Here is a 22,813-nt window from a genome sequence, read left to right on the forward strand (position 1 = left end):
CGCGTCCGCCGGAGGACGCGTCATGGACCTCAATCGCCGCCATCTCATCGGAGCTTCGACCGCAGGCATCGCCGGCGCGCTCGCGATACCCGCCGACGCCGCGCGTGCGGCGCCTCTGACGTCGCTGCTCGGCCGCGATGCCACGCAATATGGCGTGCGGCCCGGCAGCAGTGAGGATCAGACCCGCCCGCTCCAGCGTGCGATCGACGAGGCCGCGCACGCGCGGATGCCATTGGCGCTGCCGCCCGGCGTCTACCGAAGTGGGTTGCTGCGCTTGCCAAATGGCGCGCAACTGATCGGCGTGCGCGGCGCGACAAAATTCGTCTTCACCGGCGGGGCGTCGGCGATCCAGAGCGACGGCTCCGATACAATCGGCCTCACTGGCATCACCTTCGATGGTGGCGGCATTCCGCTGCCGACGCGGCGCGGGCTGATCCACGTGCTCGGCGGGCGCGACGTCCGCATCACCGATTGCGAGATCACGGGGTCCGGCGGCAGCGGCGTCTGGCTCGAGCAGGTCTCCGGCGACATCTCGGGCAACATCTTTACCAACATCGCGGTGACGGCAGTGGTGTCGTTCGACGCCAAGGGTCTCAGCGTCTCCCACAACACCATCGCCGGCACCAACGACAACGGCATCGAGATCCTGCGCACCGCTATCGGCGATGACGGCACGCTGGTCGCTGATAACCGCATCGAGGACATCAAGGCCGGCCCCGGCGGCTCCGGCCAGTATGGCAACGCCATCAACGCGTTCCGCGCCGGCAATGTCATCGTGCGCGGTAACCGCATCAAGAACTGCGATTACTCCGCCGTGCGCGGCAACTCGGCCTCGAACATCCACATCACCGGCAACAGCGTCAGCGACGTGCGCGAGGTCGCGCTTTATTCGGAGTTCGCGTTTGAGGCCGCGGTGATCGCCAACAACATTGTGGACGGCGCCGCCGTCGGCGTCTCCGTCTGCAATTTCAACGAAGGCGGCCGCATCGCCGTGGTCCAGGGCAACATCATCCGGAATCTGATCCCGAAGCGGCCGATCGGCACCGCGCCGGATGACGATGCCGGCATCGGCATCTACGTCGAGGCGGATTCATCGGTCACCGGCAACGTGATCGAGAACGCGCCGTCCTATGGCATCGTCGCCGGCTGGGGTAAATATCTCCGCGACGTCGCGATCACGGGCAACGTGATCCGCAAGGCACTGGCCGGCGTCGGCGTCTCCGTGGTGCCGGGTGCCGGCACCGCGCTGGTCAACAACAACATGATCTCGGAAACCCCGCGCGGCGCTGTGGTCGGGCTCGATCACGCGCGCGCCGTGACGTCCGACCTGTCGGCGGACGGCGCCCAGCGCTTTGCGCAATTGGTGGTCGGCGGGAATGCGGTGCGGCGGTAGCTACCGCTGCTCGCCTCTGGCTCCCGAACGTTAGAACGCGTTCCGCAGCAGCGGGTACTTCGCTTCGAGGCCGTCGAGGTTGAAGGTGAACTCAACCAGGCGCTCGGGGGGTGCGACAATTTCGGCTGCCGGCGGAGAGAACTGCGGCAGAAGCGCCGCCATCGCCGCCAGTGCCTTGGGCGCTGCCGTCGCGGCCGGCACCTTGGGCCCCGTCATCGCGACGGGCGCGGTGGGCGGCGCCATGGCAGCCGGCACTTGGAGCGGTGCCATCGCGGCAGGCGCGGCGACCCGCGCGGCCGGGGCTTCGGAGATTGCGGCGAGAACGCCCGGCTTGGGATCGAGCCTGACCGGCACGGCGGTCTCCGGGGCGATGTGCACGGCCTTCGGTTGCACGGTCTGCGCCTGCTGCTCACGCGGAAACATGCGGGGCATTGTCGCCGGCGACCAGCCGAAGGCGGGCGACACGCTCGCGGCCGCCGCGGCGACATCAGCGCCGGTGGCAAGCGCGCGCCAGGTCTGGACGGCGAGCTTGGCTTCCTGGATGTTTTCGAGAAATGCGATCTCGGAGTGATAGCGGCGCCAGCGCCCGGTCTCGAACATCTCGGAGAGATGCACCAGCCGCTGCTCGGCGAGAGCGCACCAGCGTGCCGCAACGTCGCGGCCAATAGCCACGTCGCGAATAGCCTCTTGGCGATGTGTCATAAATCAGCCCGTCAGGAGAAAATACGGACGCGACGCAACGCAAACGAATCAATTTAGACGCGACGTGAATATTTTGTGGAAAAGTTTTGACTTGTCCAGCAACGACGACGTTTTCGTCGCCAAACTCCGTAGTCGTGCGGAGATTCAAGGGGTTTTGGAGTCAAGCTTCGCACAAGCATAGCGCGCTTGCGGCGTGCGGCAGGGCGGTGGGGGATGAGCGAGCCACGATCTCTCGACCGGAAGCTGATCTCGCGCAGGGCTTCGAGGAACGGGACGTCCAAAAAGAAAAGACCCGTCCGGGGGGACAACCGGACGGGTCGAGCCATATGGGCGCTTGGGGTGGATGGGCGCTCGCGCCTGATATGACTTATGGGGAGGGATAACCGCTCCCACATAATTTGGTCGTGGCAGCGGGCCGAACGTTCAATGCGGCGTTTGATTTTTCGACCTCCGCGCCGTGCGCAAAGTTGTCGCAGCCGCTATCGCGTCGCCGGCTTATCCGCTTGAGAAATCGTGGCTTTATCCTCGGTGCTCGACAACGAAGGTTGCTCTAATGCGCGGATGCCAGGCTCGTCGCGACGCTTCTCGATATCTTCACGTTTTATTGTACCGGACGCGGCCGCGACCGGCGTCGCGCCAGCGGCAGGAACGGCCATCACCGCGGCAAACGCATCGGCCCCGCCATCGCCGAAGAGATCATCACGGCCGGGTGAACCGAGGTCGCGCGCCGTCTTCGCAAGCGTCGTGCGCAGCGCTTCCGGCTTCAAGGCGTAGTTGCGCTCGAGCAGCAGCGCCGCGACGCCCGAGACATAGGCGGCCGAGAACGAGGTGCCCGACGTCATCTGGTACTTGCCGTCAGGCGCGGGCAGGAAGATATCGACGCCGGGGGCCGCGACCGCGATGTAGTTGCCGCGGTTGGAGGCGGTGAACAGCCTGTCCTGCTGGTCGGTCGCGCTGACCGCGATCACGTTGGGGTTGGCGGCCGGATAGAGCGGCGGGGACTTCGCGCCGGCATTGCCGGCGGCCGCGATCAGCACCAGGCCACGCGCGGCGGTCGCCGCGATGGCCCGCTCGATCACCGCATCTTTCGGACCGGCAAAACTCATGTTGACGATCTGCGCACCATGCTCGGCGGCATAGTTCAGCGAGCGCAGGATGATGTAGGACGAGCTCTCGGCCCCGCCGGTGGTGCCGCCGAAGGCGCGGATGGCGATGAGGCGCGCCTCGGGCGCGCTGCCCATCAGCTTGGCATGCGCCACGATGGCGCCGGCAATGCCAGTGCCATGAATGTGCGGGCCCTCGGCGCTGCCGAGCGCATCGAAATTGTCGGCGATGGAATTGGCAAGTTCCGGATGCTGGGCGTCGATCCCGGAGTCGATCACGGCAACCGTCACATTGGCGCCATGCGCCAGCGTATGTGCCTGCGGCAGGCGGAGCTTGGCCAGCGCATATTGCGCGGGATCACCCTCGGTCGGCACCGACGATTTCTGGTCCTGGAGCAGGTAGCGGAAGTTCGGCTGGACCGAGCGCACGCTGCCGTCGGCCGCGAATTCGCGCCGCACCGTCGCGGAGGGCCGGCCGTCAGTGATGCGGAACAGTCCGAACGTTGCCCCGATCAGCGGAAAATTCTCGGAGGACACGCGGGTCAGGCCATGGCTGCGCGCAAGCTCGTCGGCCTGGGTCGACGACAGCCCGCCGTCGATCTCGGCAACGAATTCGCCGGCGAAGGTGCGCAAGTCCGCGGCGACGGGCGTGTTGTTGCGGCGCCCCTTTCCGGCGGTCTTCTTGCCCGATTTGCCCGAGCCATCGCCGCCTGCGTTCTGCTGCGCCAGGCATTCGCCGGCGGCGTCGCGATCGGACGCGGTACAGGCGGGATAGAGGTTCGGGGAGTAGCGCGCATAAGGCAGCACCGGCGTCGGTCCCATCCGCGCCGAAATCCTCGTCGTCACGACCGGGCCGGGACCGCGGCCGACGGCCACCGCTCTGGCGGCAACGCCCGGACTGACGCGTGCGGCGATGCCAGGAGAAATCGTCGGCATTCGGGAGGGGACGCTGATCGTCGGCGTGCGCATGATCGCCTGCGCCTGCGCAACCTCGACGCCGAGACAGGCGGCGAGCAGAAGCGCCGCTGCGACCGACGAAGCGCAGGCCCCGGCTCTTACTCCACTTTCAAACTTGCGCGTCATTGGTTTGGAAGCGCCCTACGGCGCCGCGACGGCGAGGTTGACGAACTTCTCGCGCTGCATCTTGCCGAGCAGCGAGGTGAGTTCGTCACGGCTCATCGCCTTGTCGAACTGGAGGCGGAACATGCCGCCCTTGGCATCACCGATGATCGAAGCCTGGTAGCCGTCGAGCAATGCGGTGATGTCGGCGACGCGCGCCTCGGGCGTGAAACGCACCAGCGCGCGCGCCGGCGGGACGGTGGTGCCAAGGTCGCGTGTGAGCGGAGCGCTGGTCGAGAGCGAAGCAGTCTGGAAGGTCGCAGTCTGGGTCTTCGTCAACACGGCGCCGATGATTCCGGCTTGCAGCACGAGCGCCATGGCGCCAAGGCTCGCCGACCAGGCCAGAGTGCGCGGCGACAGGCTCGCAAAGAAGGTGGCGATGCGCGCCGACAGCGGCAGCGAACCGGCCGCTCGCGCAGGCTCAGCGTCGATCGCGGCGAACAGCTTCTGCATCGCACGCGCCGACGGAGCACCCAGGCTCTCGTTCAGATGGATGGTCTCTTCATACTCGCCGCGGATCGCGGCATATTGCTTCGCGAGCTCGGGATCGCGCGCCAGCGCCTCGTCGACGCGGCGCGCATCGCGCGGGTTCAGCGTGCCGGCGGCGTGCCACGGCAGCAGCAGTTCAATTTCACCGGGCTCTTGCTCCAGCATCTTCTTGCTCAAAGCCATCATGGCCAGCCTCGCTCAATGCCGGCTGCCTTCAGCAGTTCGGCCAATTTCTTGCGCGCATAGAACAAGCGCGTCTTCACAGTGTTCTCCGGGATGCCAACAATTTCGGCCACTTCTTCCACGGATTTCTCGTGGTAGTAGACGAGATCGACGATTTCCCGATGGTCCGGCGAGAGGCCCGTCAGACACTCCCGCAACGCTTCACTGGTATCCTTCTTCTGCACCGCCGTTTCCGGATTGTCGGACGTATCCTCGATCGCGTTCGCGGCGTCGTCGTCCAACTCAAAATCCTTCCTGCGCCGAAGCGCAGACAGGGCCTTGAATCGGGTAATGGCCAGCAGCCAGGTGGAAACGGCGGATCGGCCCTCGAACTTGCCGGCTTGACGCCAGACGTCGAGAAATACCTCGCTGATGAGGTCTTCCGCCGCCTGCTCGTCCCGCACGAGCCGGAGGCCGAACCGATACACCCTGACATGGTGCCGCCCGTACAGCACCTGCATGGCGAGCCGGTCGCCTTGAGCGATCCTGGCGATCAGGATCTCGTCCGAAGCCGCTTGTGTCACGCTCAAAGGCCGTCTCGCAAGATTGGTCGGGTCGATGCGGCAGACGGTTCGACGGGAGAGGTAAAATTGTTCAGCCTACCGCAGTCATACGGGAGGCTGTGTGATCTACCCCACATACGCGAAATTTCCTGTTGCCGCCCGCGGCTGGGCGCCTCGCTCAAGAACGGTAACATAGTAATGAAGCACTTTCCTGCGCAAGCTGTTCCGGCATGGACGGCCCGACGTGCATGGAACCTTAGCAGCCTAGCACGACATAGTCTTCCGAAGCCCTGCTTTGGCTCGACCGCGTCGCACACGATGCCTAATCGCCGGCAAATCCTTGAGCGGTCGGCGTCCCCGCGCTGGCGCGCTGCACAGCGTGGATTCGATTTCGAAGGATACCAAACCTAAAGGCTTTCGACGTAGATTTTTGAGCTGACATCCACGATTGGCGGGACCATGAGCACGGCTGCGACGTCCTTTCCCGAGAGGAATGCCGCTGAGGCCGCGGATCTCGCCCTGACGACCGCGGCAGCGGCACCCGAAGTCCTGGCGCGCCGGATCCGGCAGCGGCGCCAGATGTATGTCGGCCAGGTGGCGAGCTATTCGCTCGGCGCCTCCGTCCTGCTGCTCTACGCTTATGACGGCGTCATCTCCATGGGCGTACCGTCACTGTTCTGGCTCGGCGGCCTTCTGATCATCGGAACCTTCACCGTGCTGTCGGAAGCGGGCTTCGGCGATCGGTTCGAGGATCACTACCTCACCGTCTTCCAGATCTCGGCGCATATGACGCTGCAGCTGCTGTTCCTGCTCGCGGTACCGACAGTCGGAGTTGCGTTCCTTGCCGTGCTGTTTCTGATCTTCGCCTTCGGCACGCTTCGCATGACCTCGAGTCAGGCGATGCTCACCTGGGGCCTTGCCACTTGCGGGCTCGCCTTGGTCTTCCTCGCCTCGGACTTGCCGATCGGACTGCCGGTTACGACCCAGCTGCAACGGGCGGCATCGATGCTGTGCTTCGTGCTGGTGATCGGCCAGTGCGCCTTCCTCGGCCTGTTCGGCGCCACGCTGCGCAAGATCCTGTACCGGCGCAGCATCGAGCTGAAGGCCGCCTATCAGCGCATCGAGGAGCTGGCGGAGCTCGACGAGCTCACCGGCTCCTACAACCGCCGCTGCATCATGCGGCTTCTCGACGCCGAGATCGAAAAATCGCGGCAGACGTCGACGCCTTGCGCGATCGCGCTGATCGACCTCGACTGGTTCAAGCGCATCAACGATGCCCACGGCCATCCCGTCGGCGACGAGGTGCTGCGCACCTTCGCAATCACCATTTTCGCCAACATCCGCCCGGCTGACTGCTTCGGCCGCTACGGCGGCGAGGAATTCTTGCTGCTGCTGCCGGGGATGGACGGCGATGCGGCGTCGCGCATGCTCGATCGGCTGCGCGGCATCGTCGCCGATCTGGACTGGAGCGCATTCTCCCCGGGCATGCGCGTGACCATTTCCGCGGGCGTCGTGACGCTGCGCGACAACGATACTGCCGACACGTTTCTCGTGCGCGCCGACAGCGCGCTCTATTCCGCCAAGGCACAAGGGCGCAACCGCATTGCAACCAGCTGACCAATCCATTTTCTCCCGGTACGACAGAAGCCGCTGCCGGGCCGAACGCTCCAGGATAGGGCAATGAGATCCAAATCCGCAAAATCATCCGAGAATCTGCTCGAGGAATTACAAACTGCGCTCTCGCACGGCACCGTTGCGCACCGGGTCGAGACGTTGCGCCGGGTCACAGATCTCTTCGTCGGCAATGCGGTGGATTATTCCGACGACCACGTTCGTGTGTTCGACGACGTGTTCCAATGCCTGATCGAGCAGATCGAGACGTCCGCCAGGGCGCTGCTCGCCGAACGCCTCGCACCGATCGCGGCTGCGCCGCCGAAGATCATCCGCACGCTCGCGCTCGACGAGGTGATCGAAATTTCCGGCCCGGTGCTGTCGAAATCCGAACGGCTGGACGAGGCGACCCTGATCGAGATCGCGCGCACCAGGGGCCAGGCCCATCTCAAGGCGATCTCGCTGCGGCGGGTGCTGTCGGAAGCGCTGAGCGACGTGCTGGTGACCCGCGGCGACGAGGACGTGGTGCAATCGACCGTCAGCAATCCGGGCGCGCAACTGTCGGAGGGAAGTCTCGCCGACCTCGTGACCCGCGCCGAACGTGACGACGACCTCGCCAGCTGCATCGGCCTGCGGGCCGACCTGCCCCGCCATCATTATTTGAAGCTGGTCGCGAAGGCCTCCTTGACCGTGCGCAGGAAGCTGGAGGCCGCGCATCCGGAGCTCGCGGACGACGTGTCCAGCGCGGTCCAGGAAGCGGCCCAACGAATCCGCGCCGCCAGCATGACCAGGCAGACCGAGAGGGCGCGCGCGCTGGTGAAGTCGCTGCACGAGGACGGCCGCCTCACCGAGCTCCAGGTCGCCACTTTCGCGGAGCAGGGCAAGTTCGACGAAACCAATGCAGGGCTCGCGGCGCTTGCGGGCGTCGCAGTCGAGACCGCCGAGACCATGATGATCGAAAGCCGGGTCGAGGGCGTGATGATCCTCGCCAAGGTCGCGGCCATGCAATGGTCGAGCGTCCGCGCCATCATCGCCCTGCGCGAGAAGCTCTCAGGCGGCTCGCAGTCCGACATGCTGACGCTACGCGACGCTTACGAGGCGCTGCGTAGCTCGACCGCGCAGCAGGTGCTGCGCTTCCACCGCATGCAGCAGGGTGCGACGCCGGCGGCGTGAAGCCGGCGTAGCTAGTAGCGCAGGACCCTCGCCCCCACCGCCGCTCCGATCGCAGTCACCAACGCGGTCGCGAGCGTGTACCAGGTCGCGACGAACAGCGGCGAGTCGTCGGTGCAGTGTGAGGCGTACAGCGTCGCGGCGAGTCCGGCCGACACCAGGCCGGCGAGCGCACCGGCAAGCGCGGGGTGCGACGGCGCGCCGTGGCGCAGGCCGAACAAGGCCCCCGCAAGCAGCGGTAGCGACATCGCGGGGATTGCGAACAGGCACACCCTGGAATTCTTGCCCATCAAGCGCATCGTCATCGGCATGGCCGGCGCCATCATCGCCTCGCTGCCGATCGCCACTGCGAGCAGCCCGACGGGCAGCAGCAGCAGCCAGCCCCAGCCGCGCATCAGGGCTTCGGGCCGCGACAGATGCAGGCTGACGATGATCGCGGGAATCGCGAGCGACAGCGTGACCGCGAACTTCATGTCGAAGAACGGATTGTGCATCGCGCTCATCACGTCGTGACGCACACCGAGGAAGGTGGCGAAGATCAGGATCGACAGGGGCGCGGCGACCAGCAGCGCCATGGTCAGCACCGCGCCGACGCGCGGCGCACGATGGGCGTTGTCGGCCGCGAGCGAGCGAATGAGTTGATCGGTATCCATGACTAGTGGTCCCGCAGTTTGGCAGTCAGTGCCGCAAGTCCGCGATGCAGCGCGACCCGTACCGCGCCCTCGCTCATCGAATATTTCACCGCCGTGTCCTTGATCGAGGTGCTGTCGACCGCGATCGACTGCAACACGTCGCGCTGGCGCTGCGGCAGCGTATTGAGCTGGCTGGCGACCTCGCCGGCCGAAACTGTCTCCTGCGGCATCTCGCCCGGCAGGGTCTCGGCGAAATCGTCGATATTAACGAAGATCCGCCTCCCCCGTCGCCGCAGCATGTCGATCAGCTTGTTGCGGCCGATCGCAAACAGCCACGGGGCGAAGGGGGCTTCGCTATCCCAGGTGTGCCGCTTCAGATGCACCGCCAACAGAATCTCCTGCACGATATCCTCGGCCTGGTCGGGAGGCTGCCCGGCCCGCGCCAGGCCCCGCCTCGCGGCAGCGCGCAGCACAGGCGTGACCGCCTTCAACAGACGATGATACGCCGCGTCATCGCCTGCCATGGCCGACCGCATCAGGCCGGTCCACTCGTCCTCACGTCCGCGCACGCGCCCTCACCATGCAATTCGGCCGCTCTTTCAGTTTGTTACGCCGGCAGCTGCACGATCACGAATTCGTGATCATGCTTGGCCACGCAACCGATACGGCCGTCAGGATCTGCGACGGCTCATAACACCGATCGGTCCCGTACGCACCCGCGGCCGGCCGCAACGGCAACGGATTGCCGCGCTTTTGCCCGGTGTGGCCCGAAGATTCCCATTTTCTGCCCCGCTGTCGTCACGCCCCAGGGTCTCTGTTCGGTCCGGGACGGGCGGACTTGGGGAGATGTCAACATGATGAAAGCCAGCGGGCGCGCGGCCCTGATTCTCCTGGCCGGGCTTTTGGTGCTGTTCGGGGGCGTTGCACAGGCGGCGCCGAGTTCAGCCGCTAGCAGCAAGTCGGACAATGCGGGCAAACAGGCGGACGAGGTCAAGCAGAGCAAGCAGCGGCGTCACACGTCGCGCCACCGCGACAGCACCAAGACGGCGCAGAAATCCGACGACAAGACGGACAAGAAGGACGCCGCGGCAACGGCCGATGAGACGAAGGCCGGCAATCGTGACGCGCCGGCCTCGAGCCAGATGCCGCCGGACGTCGCCAACGCCAATGCGCAGCTCGCCGCCGATACGCCGACGGCGGCTGCCGCCTCCGCAATGACGGGCCGCGCCAACGACAACGTCCAGGCCGCGGCCGATAATACCGCCGCCCCGAACGCCGAAAGCCAGGTCGTCGCACCCGATCAGCTCAACGACATCGACCGCGCCGTGCAACAGGACAACGCGCCGGCGCAGAAGACGGTGATCGCCGCAACCGACGCGCAGCCACGTCCGGCACCGGTGATGGCAAGCAGCCAGCAGAGCTCGGCCTGGGACCAGAGCTCCCTGATCGGAAAAATCTTCATCGGCGTCGGCACGCTGCTGACGCTGGCCTCCGCCGCGCGCATGTTCATGGCGTGACTTTGGCTTGATTTCGGCCTGATCGCCGGTTCGCGGGACCTCGTCTGGAACGCGTATCTTTGCCGCGTGTTCCGGCCGTTCTTGCTCCGATGGCTTTTGGCGCCTCTTGAAGCCCACCGCGTCAGCGGGCACATTGCCTGCTCAACCAAAAGCGTGGGTGGAGCATGAGCACGTTCGAACACATCATCGTCGAAAGCAAAGGCGCAGTCGGCATCATCAAGCTGAACCGGCCGAAGCTGCTCAACGCACTCTCCTTCGGCGTCTTCCGCGAGATCGCCGCGGCCGTCGACGATCTCGAAGCCGATGACGCCATCGGCTGCATCGTCGTGACCGGCAGCGAGAAGGCCTTTGCCGCCGGCGCCGACATCAAGGAGATGCAGCCGAAAGGCTTCATCGACATGTTCTCGGAGGATTTTGCCGCAATCGGCGGCGATCGGGTCGCGCGCTGCCGCAAGCCGACGATCGCTGCGGTCGCGGGCTATGCGCTGGGCGGCGGCTGCGAGCTCGCGATGATGTGCGACTTTATCATCGCCGCCGACACCGCCAAATTTGGCCAACCCGAAATCACGCTCGGCACCATCCCCGGCATCGGCGGCACCCAGCGCCTGACCCGTGCGATCGGCAAGTCCAAGGCGATGGACCTTTGCCTCACCGGCCGCATGATGGATGCAGCCGAGGCCGAGCGCAGCGGCCTCGTCAGCCGCATCGTGCCGGCCGACAAGCTGATGGACGAGGTGATGGCCGCGGCCGAGAAGATCGCCGCGATGTCGCGGCCCGCGGTCGCGATGGCCAAGGAAGCGGTCAACCGCGCCTTCGAGACCACGCTCGCCGAGGGCATGAGCGTCGAGCGCAACCTGTTCCACTCGACCTTCGCGCTGGAGGACCGCTCCGAGGGCATGGCTGCGTTCATCGAGAAGCGGAAGCCGGTGAACAAGAACCGGTAAGGTGCGCGCGGTCAGGCTGGTGTAAGACTCTGCCCTTCCCGCAGAATCCCTGTGATGTAGCTGCAACAAGCACGGAATACATGGGGGTTTCCCCCGCGGCAGTTTGCCTGCGAGACCTCGGCTGGTTAAACAGTTAAGAGAGCCGCCGTCGGCGGGGGCGGACAGCCGGGATTTGCGGATTACATGATTGGGCGTGCCGCCAGAGCTGGTCGCGTGATGACGCGGCATCGATCGGGCGTGGCTCCTGTGCTCGCGACATGGACCACGCTGGCGCTCTGTTGCGCCCTGCCCTCCGCCGCACGGGCGGAAGCGCTGCCGGAGGCGCTCGCCAAGGCCTACCAGACCAATCCGCAGCTGAATGCCGAGCGTGCGCGGCAGCGCGCCACCGACGAGAACGTGCCGCAGGCCCTCGCCGGCTACCGGCCACAGATCGTGGCAAGCCTCAGCGCCGGGCTGCAATCGGTGCGCAACCTGCTGCCCGACAACACCATCCAGACCGCCAATCTGAAGCCGTGGATCATCGGCGTCACCGTGACGCAGACCCTGTTCAACGGCTTCCGCACCGCCAACAACGTGCGGGCCGCCGAACTCCAGGTGCAGTCGGGCCGCGAGGCGCTGCGCAACGTCGGCCAGGGCGTACTGCTCGACGCGGTCACCGCCTACACCAATGTGCTCGCCAACCAGTCGCTGGTCGAGGCGCAGCGCTCCAACGTCGCCTTCCTGCGCGAAACGCTTTCGGTCACCCAGCGGCGCCTCAACGCCGGCGACGTCACGCCGACCGACAGCGCCCAGGCCGAGGCGCGGCTCAACCGCGGGCTTTCCGATCTCAACGCCGCCGAAGTCGCGCTGGCCGTGAGCCAGGCGATCTACGCGCAGGTGATCGGCAATGCGCCGTCGCAGCTTCGGGTCGCCGAAGTCGTCGACCGCTATCTGCCGAAGAGCCGCGAAGACGCGCTGACGATGGCGATCCGCCAGCACCCGGCGGTGATGGCGGCGGGCTTCGACGTCGATGTCGCCTCCACCAACATCCGTGTCGCCGAAGGCGCGCTGCTGCCGAGCGCCAGCGTCCAGGGCAGCGCCAGCAAGAGCCGCAACAACGACCCGACGCTGGGGACCTTCGCCGAAGATCAGGCCTCGATCGTCGCCAATGTCACCGTGCCGATCTACGACGGCGGCCAGGCCGCCGCACAGACCCGGCAGGCCAAGGAAATCACGGCGCAGAGCCGGCTCGTGCTCGACCAGGTGCGCAACCAGGCGCGCACGGCGGCGGTCAGCGCGTGGGTTGCCAATGAAGGCGCCAAGATCGCGGTCTCGGCCTCGGAGTCCGAAGTGAAGGCGGCGACCGTCGCGCTCCAGGGCGTGCAGCGCGAGGCCGCCGGCGGACAGCGCACGACGGTGGATGTGCTGAACTCGCAGGCCGATCTGATCCAGGCCAAGGCCCGCCTGATCGGCGCCAATCGCGACCGCGTGATCGCCTCCTACACGCTGCTCAGCGCCGTCGGCCATCTCGACGTCAAGACCTTGAGCCTGAACACGCCGGACTATCTGCCCGAGGTGCACTACCATCAGGTCCGCGACGCCTGGCACGGCCTGCGCACGCCGTCTGGGCAGTAGCGTCCGCAACGCCTTTCGCCACCCTCCTTTGACATTTTGTAGCCCATGGGCTACATTTGCACCTCACGATCGAGGTGAGGCAAACCGAGCATTTTTCGGAGTGGCTGACCCGCCTCAAGGACGCCAGCGCGGTTGCCCGGATCACGGCCCGCGTTCGCCGCATGGAGATGGGCAATCCCGGCGACAGCAAGAGCGTCGGTCGCGACGTCCGGGAAATGCGCATCGACCACGGACCGGGCTATCGGATCTACTATGTGCAGCGCGGAACGCAGATTGTGATCCTGCTGTGTGGCGGGGACAAGCGCACGCAGCGACAGGACATCAAGCTAGCCCAGCAACTGGCGGAGACAATGTGATGCCAAAGGCAGCGAAAACGACCGTCAAGGCGGCATCCAGGACGACGCGCTTCGACGCCGCCGACTATCTCAACACAGAAGAACGTCAGGCCGCCTATATTGCGGCCGCATTAGAGACCGGCGATGCTGATTTCGTGCGCGACGCACTCGGCCTTGTCGCTCGTGCGCGCGGCATGAGCGCGATCGCGAAGAAAGCCGGCTTGAACCGCGAAAGCCTGTACAAGGCGCTCGGAGAGACCGGGAATCCTGAGTTTGGCACGGTCATGCGCATTGTCGGAGCGTTAGGCCTGACATTGTCCGCCCAACCCGCGACAAGCGGGCGAATGTCGAAGCGCCGCCGAGCGGCTTGAGGGAGCACGCCGCCCACCCGCGAAATCGGTTCGGGCAGTCGCTGGACGTGAACATGAAAAGCCGCCGCATCCATCTGATGGGAGCTTCGGGCTCCGGCGTGACGACCATCGGCCGCGCGCTCGCGAGCCGGCTGGCGTTGCCGCATCACGACAGTGATGATTATTTTTGGCTGCCGACTGCGCCGCCCTACCAGACGACACGCCCTGCCGCCGAACGTTTGCGGCTGATGCGCGAGATGTTTCTGCCGCGGCTCGATTGGGTGCTGAGCGGAACCGTCACCGGCTGGGGCGACGAGCTCGTCCCATTCTTCGATCTCGTCGTCTTTGTGAGGACGCCGCGCGAGCTTCGCTTGCAGCGCCTGCGTGGCCGCGAGGCAACGCATTTCGGAGCGGATGCCGTCGCACAGGGCGGCTGGCGTCATGAGGAGGCGGAGTCGTTCGTCGACTGGGCCTCGCACTACGAAGCCGGCGATCGCGACGGCCGCAGTCTCGCAAAAGATGAGGCGTGGCTCGCGAAGCTGCCCTGCCCGATCGTGCGCGTCGACGGCTCACGCCCGCTTGTGGACCTCGTCGAGCAGCTATGCAGCGAAGCGCAGCGGCTGCCGGGCTGATGTGATACTGTCGCGACGCCACTGCCAAATAACAAAACAGGGAGAGAAACCATGCTCAGCCGACGCAGCGTCCTGCTTGCCTCCCTTGCCGCCGGAGTTGCCATGTCCAACAAAGCCCACGCACGTGCCGCGCAGCCCGCCACGCCGGTCAATTTCGACGTCCCTGCCCATGCCTGCGACTGTCACACCCACATCCATGGCGATGTCGAGAAGTTTCCGTTTTTTGCCGGCCGCGTCTACACGCCGGAGCCGGCGAGCCCCGAAGAAATGGCCGCGTTGCACAAGGCGCTGCATATCGAGCGCGTGGTGATCGTGACACCGAGTGTCTACGGCACCGATAATTCCTCGACGCTGTTCGGCATGAAGGCGCGTGGCGCGGCCGCGCGCGGGGTGGCCGTGATCGACGACAAAACGACCGAGGCCCAGCTCGACACGATGCAAACAGACGGCTTTCGCGGTGTCCGCCTCAATCTCGCGACCGGCGGCGTCAACGACCCCAACGTCGGCCGGCCGCGCTTCACCGCCGCAGTCGAGCGCATGAAGGCGCGCGGGTGGCACGTGCAGCTCTACACCACGCTTCCCATGATCTCGGCGATCAAGGATCTCGTCGAGACGGCGCCGGTACCGGTTGTCTTCGACCATTTCGGCGGCCTCGAGGCTTCGCTTGGGCTGGAGCAGCCGGGATTTGCCGATTTGGTCGCGCTGGTGAAATCCGGCAAGGCCTATGTTAAGATTTCCGGCGCCTATCGCTCCTCGAAGCTGGCGCCCGACTATCAGGACATGGCGCCCTATGCGCGCGCACTGATCGCGGCGAATGCGGACCGCATCGTCTGGGGGACTGATTGGCCGCATCCGGATTCGAGCCGTGTCGAGGGACGCAAAGCCACCGACATCGCGCCGCTTTACCAGATCGACGACGGCCGCCTGCTCAACCAGCTTCCGGTGTGGGCGCCGGATGCGGATGTACGCAAGAAGATCCTGGTCGATAACCCGGCGCAACTCTACGGGTTTTGACGTCAGCGTGCGCGGCGGGAGAAGAAGGAGATCAGCACCGGCAGCGTCACCAGGATCACGACCGGCGCCAGCATCATGCCAGTCACCACGACCACCGCGAGGGGCTTCTGCACCTGCGAGCCGATGCCTTCCGACAGCGCGGCCGGCAACAGGCCGATGCCGGCGACGACGCAGGTCATCAGCACCGGCCGAAGCTGCAATTCGCCGGTGCGTATCACCGCGCTCATGCGGTCCATGCCCTCTTCGATGAGCTGGTTGAACTGCGACAGGATGATGATGCCGTCCATCACGGCGATGCCGAACAGCGCGATGAAGCCGATCGCCGCCGAGACGCTGAAGGCGGTGCCGGTGATCAAGAGACCGAGCACGCCGCCAAAGATCGCCATCGGGATCACGCTCATGGCGAGCAGCGTGTCGGTCATCGAGCCGAAATTGAACCAGAGCAGGACGCCGATCAGCGCGAGCGAGATCGGCACCACGATCGACAATCGCCGGATCGCGTCCTGGAGATTGCCGAATTCGCCGACCCAATCCATGTGCGCGCCGGGCGGCAGCTGCACCTGATCGGCGATCTTCTGCTGCGCCTCGCGGATCGCGCTGCCGAGGTCGCGCTCACGCACCGAGAACTTGATCGGCAGATAGCGTTCCTGCTGCTCGCGATAAATGTAGGCGGCACCCGAGACCAGGCTGATGGTCGCGACCTCGCTCAGGGGGATCTGCGTGACGGTGCCGTTCGGTCCGGGCGCGCCGATCCGCAAATTCTGGATCGCCTCTGCGCTCCTGCGGAATTCCGGCGCAAGACGAACGATGATCGGGAAGTGGCGGTCGCTTCCGGCCTCGTAGATGTCGCCGGCGGTGTCGCCGCCGATCGCGACCTTGATGGTAGCGTTGATGTCGCCCGGCGCAAGGCCATAGCGCGCGGCCTTGGCACGGTTGATGTCGATCTGGATGGTCGGCTGCCCCAGTGAGGTGAACACGGCAAGGTCGGTGACGCCCTGCACGGTTGATAGCACCGACTTGATCTTGTTGGCGGTGTCGGTCAGCGCCTGGAGATCGCTGCCGAACAGCTTGATCGAGTTCTCGCCCTTCACGCCGGAGACGGCTTCGGAGACGTTGTCCTGGAGATATTGCGAGAAGTTGAACTCGACGCCGGGGAAGCGATCGTCGAGCTGCTTGAGCAGCTGCGCGGTCAGCTCTTCCTTGTCGCGGGTGCCGGGCCATTGGCTCGCGGGCTTGAGCGGCGCGAAGAACTCGGCGTTGAAGAAGCCGGCGGCGTCGGTGCCGTCATCGGGGCGGCCGTGCTGCGACACCACGGATTCCACTTCAGGCCGCGCGCGGATCACCTTGCGCATCTCGTTGACGTAGGAGTTGCCTTCCTGGAGCGAGATGGTCGGCGGCAGCGTGGCGCGGATCCAGAGATTGCCCTCCTCCAGCTTCGGCAGGAATTCGAGGCCAAGCAACCGGCTGAGCGCAACCGTCATCAGCACGAGGCCGAACGCGCCACCGAGCATGATGCCGCGGTTGGCGACCGCCCAATGCAGCACCGGCATGTAGATCCGATGCAGGATCAGCATCACCCTGGTCTCGGTCTCCCTGACGTGCGCGGGCAGGATGATCGAGGACAGCGCCGGAGTGACGGTGAAGGTCGCAAGCAGACCGCCGGCCAGCGCGTAGGCATAGGTGCGCGCCATCGGCCCGAAGATGTTGCCCTCGACGCCGGAGAGCGTGAACAGCGGCAGGAAGGCCGCGATGATGATCGCCGCGGCGAAGAAGATCGAACGTGAGACATCGGCCGCCGCGCTGAGGATGGCGTGGCTTTTCATGCCGAACAGCGTCTCGGACGACATCTGCTCGGATTCCGACATCGGCGTCGTCTGGGTCAGGCGCCGGAAGATTGCCTCGACCATGATGACGGTGGCATCGACGATCAGGCCGAAATCGATCGCGCCGACCGACAGCAGGTTCGCCGATTCCCCGCGCAGCACCAGGATGATCACCGCGAAGAACAGCGCGAACGGAATGGTGGCGCCGACGATCAGCGCGCTGCGGAGATCGCCGAGGAAGATCCACTGCAGCAGCACGATCAGCAGAATGCCGATCACCATGTTGTGCAGCACGGTGTGGGTCGTGAGGTCGATCAGGTCGCCACGGTCGTAGATGCGCTCGATACGCACGCCGGGCGGCAGGATGCTGGACTCGTTGATGGTTTGAACGAGCTGGTGCACGCGCTTGATGGTCGGCGAGCTCTGCTCGCCGCGGCGCATCAGGACGATGCCTTGCACGATGTCGTCGGCCTCGTCGAGGCCGGCGATGCCGAGACGGGGCTTCTGGCCGACGGTGACGGTGGCGACGTCCTTGACCAGCACCGGATTGCCGTTGGTCTGCGAGACCATGGTGTTGGCGAGGTCGTCGATCGAGCGGATCAGGCCGACGCCGCGCACCACGGCCGATTGCTGACCGATATTGACGGTGTTGCCGCCGACATTGACGTTGGAATTGCCGACCGCCTGGAGCAATTGCGGCAGCGTCAGGCCGTTGGCGACCAGCTTGTTGAAGTCGACCTGGAGCTCGTAGGTCTTGCTCTTGCCGCCCCAGCCGGTGACGTCGATCACGCCGGGCACGGCGCGGAAGCGGCGCTGGAGGATCCAGTCCTGGATGGTCTTGAGGTCGAGCACGCTGTAGTTCGGCGGGCCGACGAGACGGTAGCGGAAGATTTCGCCAATTGGACTGAGCGGCGAGATCTGCGGCTGCACGTTGCCGGGCAGTGGCGCGAGCTGCGCCAGGCGGTTCAAGACCTGCTGCAACGCCTCGTCATAGGTGTAAGCGAAGGAGAACTGCAGTTTGACGTCGGAGAGGCCGTAGAGCGAGATGGTGCGAATGGTCGTGAGGTTCTTCAGACCTGCGACCTGGGTCTCGATCGGAATCGTGATGTAGCGCTCGATCTCCTCCGCCGACAGCCCCGGACTCTGCGTCACGATGTCGACCATCGGCGGAGTCGGATCGGGGTAAGCCTCGATGTTGAGCTGGTTGAACGCGATCAGGCCGCCGATGAGCACGGCGACGAACATCCCGACCATCAGGAAGCGCCGGTTGACGGCAAGGGCGACGAGGCGATCCATTCAGGTCTTCAGCTTGTCTCTTCCCGGCCCGTCGATCAGCTGCCGGACGCGGCGCGGTCGATGAACAGGCTGCCTTTGGTGACCACCTGCTCGCCGGGCTTCAGATTGCTGGTGACCTCGACGAGGTTGCCATTGATGACACCGATCTTGATCTCGCGCAGCTCGACCGACTTGTCCTCGCGTGCGACCCAGAGGCGGACCTTGTCGGCTTCGTAGATCAAGGCCTGCTTCGGTACCGCCGGCGCGGCGCGGTCGCCGGACGAATAGATCGTGACGTTGGCGAACATCTCCGGCTTCAGCAGACCGTCCTTGTTGTCGATGGTGGCGCGGACCAGCAGGCGACGGGTGTTCGGATCGATCGCGGCGGCGACGTAGTTGACCTTGGCGGTCAAGGGACGGCCCGGCAGCGCCATCACGTTGACGGTGATGTCCTGCCCGACGCACACGGCAGCCGCATCGCTCTCGCGCACGAAGGCGGTGAGCCAGACCGAGGAGAGGTCGCCGACCACGAAGACCGGATCGCTGGCGCCGGAATTGACGTACTGGCCGGGGCCGATCTTACGCTGCACGACCGTGCCCGCGATCGGCGAATAGATCGTGACTTCCGGGTTGATGACGCCCTTGTCCTGGAACGCCTTGATGGTCTGATCCGTGAAGCCGAGGATACGCAGCTTGTTGCGCGCGGCTTCCAGCGCCGTCGCCGAGGAGCGCATGTCGTTCTGCGCCTGAACCTGGGTCGCTTCCGCCTGCTGATAGTCCTTCAGGGGGATGGCATGGCCCTCGTAGAGGTCCTTGGCACGCTTGAACTGGATATCGGCAAGATCGATCGCCGACTTCGCCTTATTCTGCGAGCTCATCGCTGCAATGAAATCGTTCTGGGCCTGCACGGTGTCGGCGGCCTCGATTGTGAACAGCGGTTGGCCTTGCTTCAGCACCTCGCCGGGCTTGGCGAGCAGCTTGGTCACTCGCCCCGCATAGGGCGAAAACACCGGCGTCGAACGGTCCTCGTCGACTGCGACCTTGCCCTCGGTGACATACTCGGCACGGAAGGTCTTGGCCTTGACCGGCTCGATCGTCAGCGTCGCCCATTCCGACGGCGTCGGCGTGAAGTTCTGCGCATTTCTGCGCGACTGGCTGGAGATCTCGGAGTGGCTCTTCTCCTTGGCTCCCGCATGGAGGAAGCCGTAGGCCCCGGCACCGGCAAGAGCTAGTAAAACTACGGATGTAATCACCCGTTGTTTTGTAAGCACCTGCAATCGCTTGGTATTTTCAACTACCATGGAGCCCGGTCATGTCTGCGATGATAGCGGCGGATGCCGGCGTCATCGGTCGCGCTAATAGTGCCGAATTGTGATTTCAAACAACCTAAAAAACGCCGGGCGCCTTTCGGTTTGCGTTAAAAATTTGCGACACGTCAGCTTCACGTCAGCTTGTCACCGGCCACTCTGCCGGATGACTGCCGAGCGGCATCGCCGGACGGCTCCATCGCGCCGGCGTCTTCGACAGCAGTGCTGAATGGCGCACCGCCTTCAACGTGCCGAAGCCAGATGGCATGCTCTCGATGAATGCAGCATGTACAGCCTCGCCCGTAATGTCCGGGGTGTTCAGGCCATTTTCGAGCCGTCCGAGATTCCACAGCCAGCGCCCGGTCTGCGCCAGCGACACGCGCACGTGCCAGCTGCCGCCTTCGCGGGCCTGGCGCGCCTTGGCCATCATCGCGCCGAACGCCATCAGATAGCCGGTGGCGTGGTCGAGCATCTGTGCCGGCAATTCCTTTGGCCCATCGATGCCAGCAGCCTGTCCCTCGGCATGGTTGAAGCCGGTCGTGGTCTGCACCAGCGAATCGAAGCCGCGCCGTTCCGCCCAGGGACCGGCATGGCCATAGGCCGACAGCGTCACGTAGACGATGCCGGGGTTGATTGTCGCTGCGTCGTCCGGCGTAAAGCCGAGAGTGGCGAGCGCGCGCGGGCGATAGCCTTGCGAGAAGATGTCGGCGTCTCTCAAGAGCTCACGCAACCGCGCACGCCCGGCCTCGCTTTTCAGCTCGATGAAGGTGGTGAGCTTGCCGCGGCCGGTGTCGACGGTCAGCCACGGAATGGCCGGCAGCGCGGGGCCTGACACGAGCAGCACATCGGCGCCGTGCGCAGCGAGCGTGCGGCCGGCGACGGGGCCCGCGATGACGCGAGAGAGATCGAGCACGCGCAGGCCCGCGAGCGGGCGATCGCCTTTTGGCGGTCGTTGCGGCCACGGCTTCGGCGGGGCCTCGCCGATCTTCTCGATCGAGACCAGCGGCAATTCGGCGAGCGCGCGGGCCTGCGGCAGCGCCGACCATTCGTCGTAGGAGCGCATCAAGGCAACGACGCCGCCCGCGGCGTAAGCCGCAGTCTCGAAATCCTCGCCCTTCCATTGCATCAATGCGGCCTGCACCTTCTCGCGTGCGGGTTCGCAGCCGAGGACCTTGCAGACGGCGTCGCGATGATGTGGAAAATTGGTGTGGCAGCGGACGAAGCGGTTGTCGCCGGTTCTGTAGACGCCGGCGATGGCGTCCCAGGCGGGCGGCGGCGGCTTGTCGTCGACGCGCAAGTAGCGCTCGGAGCGGCATTCGGCGAGGGCATGGCGCAGGTCGACGCTAACGTCCTGCGCCTCGCCGCTGCGCAATCTCCAGATTTCGGCGGCGGCAAGGCCGGCGGCGGCGATCGTCGTCTGGCCGGCAATTGCGACGCGGAACGAAGACGGGATTTGCGGCTCCTCGCCCGTCAGCCGCACGCGTGCAAGCGCGGCGGCGTCACCGCCGGCGGCTGTCCAGATGTCACTGAGAATCTCGGCGGGGCTTTGCATGACCCTTCTCTCCCTCTAGTTTGCGACCATCGCATTAGCACACAAGGACATGCAATGGCCGCCATCGACCCCCTCACCGCAGGCGCCGTGTTCATCGCAACGGCGGCCACCGACGCGGTCTATGTCATGTTCACCTCGGCCGTGATCGCGCGCAAGCGCGTGCCCGCGGCGAACTGGAGCGCGGTCTGGTACATGCTCTCCTCCTATGCGGTGATCAGCTACACCGAAAACGCCTTCTATGTGGCCTTCGCGGCGATCGGCTCCTGGGCCGGCGCCTACGTCTCGCTGACATTCCTGCACCGCCCGCCCGGCGGCCCACCGGTGGGGGCGGCACCGGAATGAGGGCCGTCGATGTGAGCGGCGCGATCGACCACATGCTCAGTGTCGTCCTGGCGAAAGCCAGGACCCATTGCCCCGGTCGATTGTTGTTGCGATATGCCCTGGCCACAGCATCGCGTAACGACTGCGGCCTGTGGTAATGGATCCTGGCTTTCGCCAGGACGACATTGGGGAGACACTGCGCTTCACTCGTCCCAACGGTGCGCACGACCAACAAAGGAAAACCAACAATGGATCTCGGTCTCAAGGGCAAGAACGCCGTCGTGCTTGGCGGCACGCGCGGCATCGGGCGGGCGATTGCGGCGACGCTGGCCGGCGAAGGCAGCAATGTCGCGGTGTGTGCACGCAACGCCGATCAGGTTGCCGCTACCGTTACGGAGTTGAAGGCCGGCGGGATCCGCGCGACCGGCGGCCCCGTCGATGTCACCGACGGCGCGGCACTGAAATCCTGGATCGAGAGCGCGGCAAAAGAGCTTGGCGGCATCGACATGCTGTTCTCCAACGCGGGCGCGATGGCGCAGGGCCATGATGCCGCATCGTGGGAACAAAATTTTCGGCTCGACCTGCTCGGCGCCGTGCATGCGTTCGACGCCGCGCGGCCGTTCCTCGAGGCCAGCGGCGACAAGGGCGGCGACGCCGCCTTCGTGATCATCTCATCGATCTCCGCGGCGCAAGCGGACACGGCGAGCTCGTACGGCCCGATCAAGGCGGCACTGATCCACATGGCCAAGGGGCTGGCGCGGCAGTACGCGAAGAAGAAGATCCGGGTCAACGTGGTCTCGCCCGGCACCGTCTACTTCAAGGGCGGCGTCTGGAATACGATCGAGCAGAACATGCCCGAGCGCTACAATGATGCGATGAAGCGTAACCCCACCGGCCGCATGGCGACGCCGCAGGAAATCGCGAGCGCAGCGGTGTTTCTGGCAAGCCCGGTGTCGGGGTTCACCACGGGCTCCAATCTCGTCGTGGACGGCGCGATCTCGAACCGGGTGAATTTTTAGGCGGGCATGCGCGTCCCTGCCTTTCCGTCATCATGAGGTGCGAAGCTTGCGATGCAAAGCATCGCAAGAAGAGCCTCGAAGGATGAATGGCCGAGCTGGCAGCCGGGCCGTCGCCCTTCGAGGGCCGCCGAAGAAGCGGCCACCTCAGGGTGACGGTGCGAGAGCG

21 protein-coding genes are annotated in these 22,813 nt (G+C 65.4%); 12 read left to right on the top strand and 9 right to left on the bottom strand.

The genetic code is table 11. From position 1 onward, the window contains the following. The first annotated feature begins 22 nt into the window (after positions 1-22). Complete coding sequence (locus AC0L2F_RS03345) at positions 23-1,393, top strand: TIGR03808 family TAT-translocated repetitive protein (protein WP_473247478.1); 1,371 nt, start codon at positions 23-25, stop codon at positions 1,391-1,393. A 30-nt stretch (positions 1,394-1,423) separates the two neighbouring features. On the opposite strand, the gene AC0L2F_RS03350 is transcribed toward AC0L2F_RS03345, so the two are convergent. From AC0L2F_RS03350 to AC0L2F_RS03365, 4 genes are all read right to left on the bottom strand, one after another. Beyond that, positions 1,424-2,065: a TIGR03809 family protein gene (locus AC0L2F_RS03350; RefSeq protein WP_473247798.1), complete on the bottom strand. Its 642-nt coding sequence runs from the start codon at positions 2,063-2,065 to the stop codon at positions 1,424-1,426. A 509-nt stretch (positions 2,066-2,574) separates the two neighbouring features. Then, positions 2,575-4,281, bottom strand: coding sequence for a S8 family serine peptidase (locus AC0L2F_RS03355; RefSeq protein ID WP_473247479.1), 1,707 nt, complete (start codon positions 4,279-4,281; stop codon positions 2,575-2,577). 15 nt (positions 4,282-4,296) lie between these two features. After that, entirely contained in the window at positions 4,297-4,992 is a 696-nt protein-coding gene (locus tag AC0L2F_RS03360; RefSeq protein WP_007608162.1) for a hypothetical protein, read from the bottom strand. Next, complete coding sequence (locus tag AC0L2F_RS03365; protein ID WP_007593582.1) at positions 4,989-5,558, bottom strand: sigma-70 family RNA polymerase sigma factor; 570 nt, start codon at positions 5,556-5,558, stop codon at positions 4,989-4,991. The genes AC0L2F_RS03360 and AC0L2F_RS03365 overlap by 4 nt, the downstream gene beginning before the upstream one ends. A 432-nt stretch (positions 5,559-5,990) precedes the next feature. On the opposite strand from AC0L2F_RS03365, the gene AC0L2F_RS03370 reads away from it, so the two are divergent. After that, complete coding sequence (locus AC0L2F_RS03370; RefSeq protein ID WP_007608160.1) at positions 5,991-7,148, top strand: GGDEF domain-containing protein; 1,158 nt, start codon at positions 5,991-5,993, stop codon at positions 7,146-7,148. Between the two features lie 63 nt (positions 7,149-7,211). Beyond that, positions 7,212-8,315: a DUF2336 domain-containing protein gene (locus AC0L2F_RS03375; protein ID WP_473247480.1), complete on the top strand. Its 1,104-nt coding sequence runs from the start codon at positions 7,212-7,214 to the stop codon at positions 8,313-8,315. 11 nt (positions 8,316-8,326) lie between these two features. On the opposite strand, the gene AC0L2F_RS03380 is transcribed toward AC0L2F_RS03375, so the two are convergent. Next, positions 8,327-8,965, bottom strand: a complete 639-nt coding sequence (locus tag AC0L2F_RS03380) for an NrsF family protein (RefSeq protein WP_007608157.1) — start codon at positions 8,963-8,965, stop codon at positions 8,327-8,329. Between the two features lie 2 nt (positions 8,966-8,967). Then, positions 8,968-9,513: a sigma-70 family RNA polymerase sigma factor gene (locus tag AC0L2F_RS03385; protein WP_063993097.1), complete on the bottom strand. Its 546-nt coding sequence runs from the start codon at positions 9,511-9,513 to the stop codon at positions 8,968-8,970. Positions 9,514-9,798: 285 nt separating this feature from the next. Here AC0L2F_RS03385 and AC0L2F_RS03390 point away from each other — a divergent pair, with 285 nt between their 5' ends. The 7 genes from AC0L2F_RS03390 to AC0L2F_RS03420 all read left to right on the top strand — a co-directional run bounded on the left by AC0L2F_RS03390 (position 9,799) and on the right by AC0L2F_RS03420 (position 15,350). Beyond that, entirely contained in the window at positions 9,799-10,461 is a 663-nt protein-coding gene (locus tag AC0L2F_RS03390; protein ID WP_473247481.1) for a hypothetical protein, read from the top strand. Between the two features lie 164 nt (positions 10,462-10,625). Further along, positions 10,626-11,405, top strand: coding sequence for an enoyl-CoA hydratase (locus AC0L2F_RS03395; RefSeq protein WP_007608148.1), 780 nt, complete (start codon positions 10,626-10,628; stop codon positions 11,403-11,405). Between the two features lie 216 nt (positions 11,406-11,621). Further along, the gene (locus AC0L2F_RS03400) at positions 11,622-13,019 is read left to right on the top strand and encodes a TolC family outer membrane protein (RefSeq protein WP_473247482.1); all 1,398 of its coding nucleotides are present in this window, start codon (positions 11,622-11,624) and stop codon (positions 13,017-13,019) included. Positions 13,020-13,075: 56 nt separating this feature from the next. Continuing rightward, entirely contained in the window at positions 13,076-13,375 is a 300-nt protein-coding gene (locus AC0L2F_RS03405) for a type II toxin-antitoxin system RelE/ParE family toxin (protein ID WP_473247483.1), read from the top strand. After that, entirely contained in the window at positions 13,375-13,725 is a 351-nt protein-coding gene (locus AC0L2F_RS03410) for an addiction module antidote protein (protein WP_007608139.1), read from the top strand. Before AC0L2F_RS03405 ends, AC0L2F_RS03410 begins: the two co-directional genes overlap by 1 nt. 53 nt (positions 13,726-13,778) lie before the next feature. Next, the gene (locus AC0L2F_RS03415) at positions 13,779-14,336 is read left to right on the top strand and encodes a P-loop NTPase family protein (protein ID WP_473247485.1); all 558 of its coding nucleotides are present in this window, start codon (positions 13,779-13,781) and stop codon (positions 14,334-14,336) included. 51 nt (positions 14,337-14,387) lie between these two features. After that, a complete protein-coding gene (locus tag AC0L2F_RS03420) occupies positions 14,388-15,350 on the top strand; it encodes an amidohydrolase family protein (protein ID WP_473247486.1) in 963 nt (320 codons plus the stop codon). Positions 15,351-15,352: 2 nt separating this feature from the next. Here AC0L2F_RS03420 and AC0L2F_RS03425 read toward each other — a convergent pair whose 3' ends face one another. The 3 genes from AC0L2F_RS03425 to AC0L2F_RS03435 all read right to left on the bottom strand — a co-directional run bounded on the left by AC0L2F_RS03425 (position 15,353) and on the right by AC0L2F_RS03435 (position 21,307). After that, positions 15,353-18,469 carry an efflux RND transporter permease subunit gene (locus AC0L2F_RS03425; protein ID WP_473247487.1) on the bottom strand — a complete coding sequence of 1,039 codons (3,117 nt, stop codon included), beginning with the start codon at positions 18,467-18,469 and terminating at the stop codon, positions 15,353-15,355. A gap of 35 nt (positions 18,470-18,504) precedes the next feature. Beyond that, entirely contained in the window at positions 18,505-19,749 is a 1,245-nt protein-coding gene (locus AC0L2F_RS03430) for an efflux RND transporter periplasmic adaptor subunit (protein WP_473247488.1), read from the bottom strand. Positions 19,750-19,894: 145 nt separating this feature from the next. After that, a complete protein-coding gene (locus AC0L2F_RS03435) occupies positions 19,895-21,307 on the bottom strand; it encodes a CoA transferase (protein ID WP_473247489.1) in 1,413 nt (470 codons plus the stop codon). A 54-nt stretch (positions 21,308-21,361) separates the two neighbouring features. On the opposite strand from AC0L2F_RS03435, the gene AC0L2F_RS03440 reads away from it, so the two are divergent. Continuing rightward, on the top strand, positions 21,362-21,649 hold the full coding sequence (locus tag AC0L2F_RS03440) for a hypothetical protein (RefSeq protein ID WP_007593600.1): 288 nt from the start codon (positions 21,362-21,364) through the stop codon (positions 21,647-21,649). A gap of 227 nt (positions 21,650-21,876) precedes the next feature. Then, on the top strand, positions 21,877-22,647 hold the full coding sequence (locus tag AC0L2F_RS03445; RefSeq protein ID WP_007608120.1) for an SDR family NAD(P)-dependent oxidoreductase: 771 nt from the start codon (positions 21,877-21,879) through the stop codon (positions 22,645-22,647). Positions 22,648-22,813 lie beyond the last annotated feature (166 nt).

Source organism: Bradyrhizobium sp. Ken64 (genome assembly GCF_055807555.1).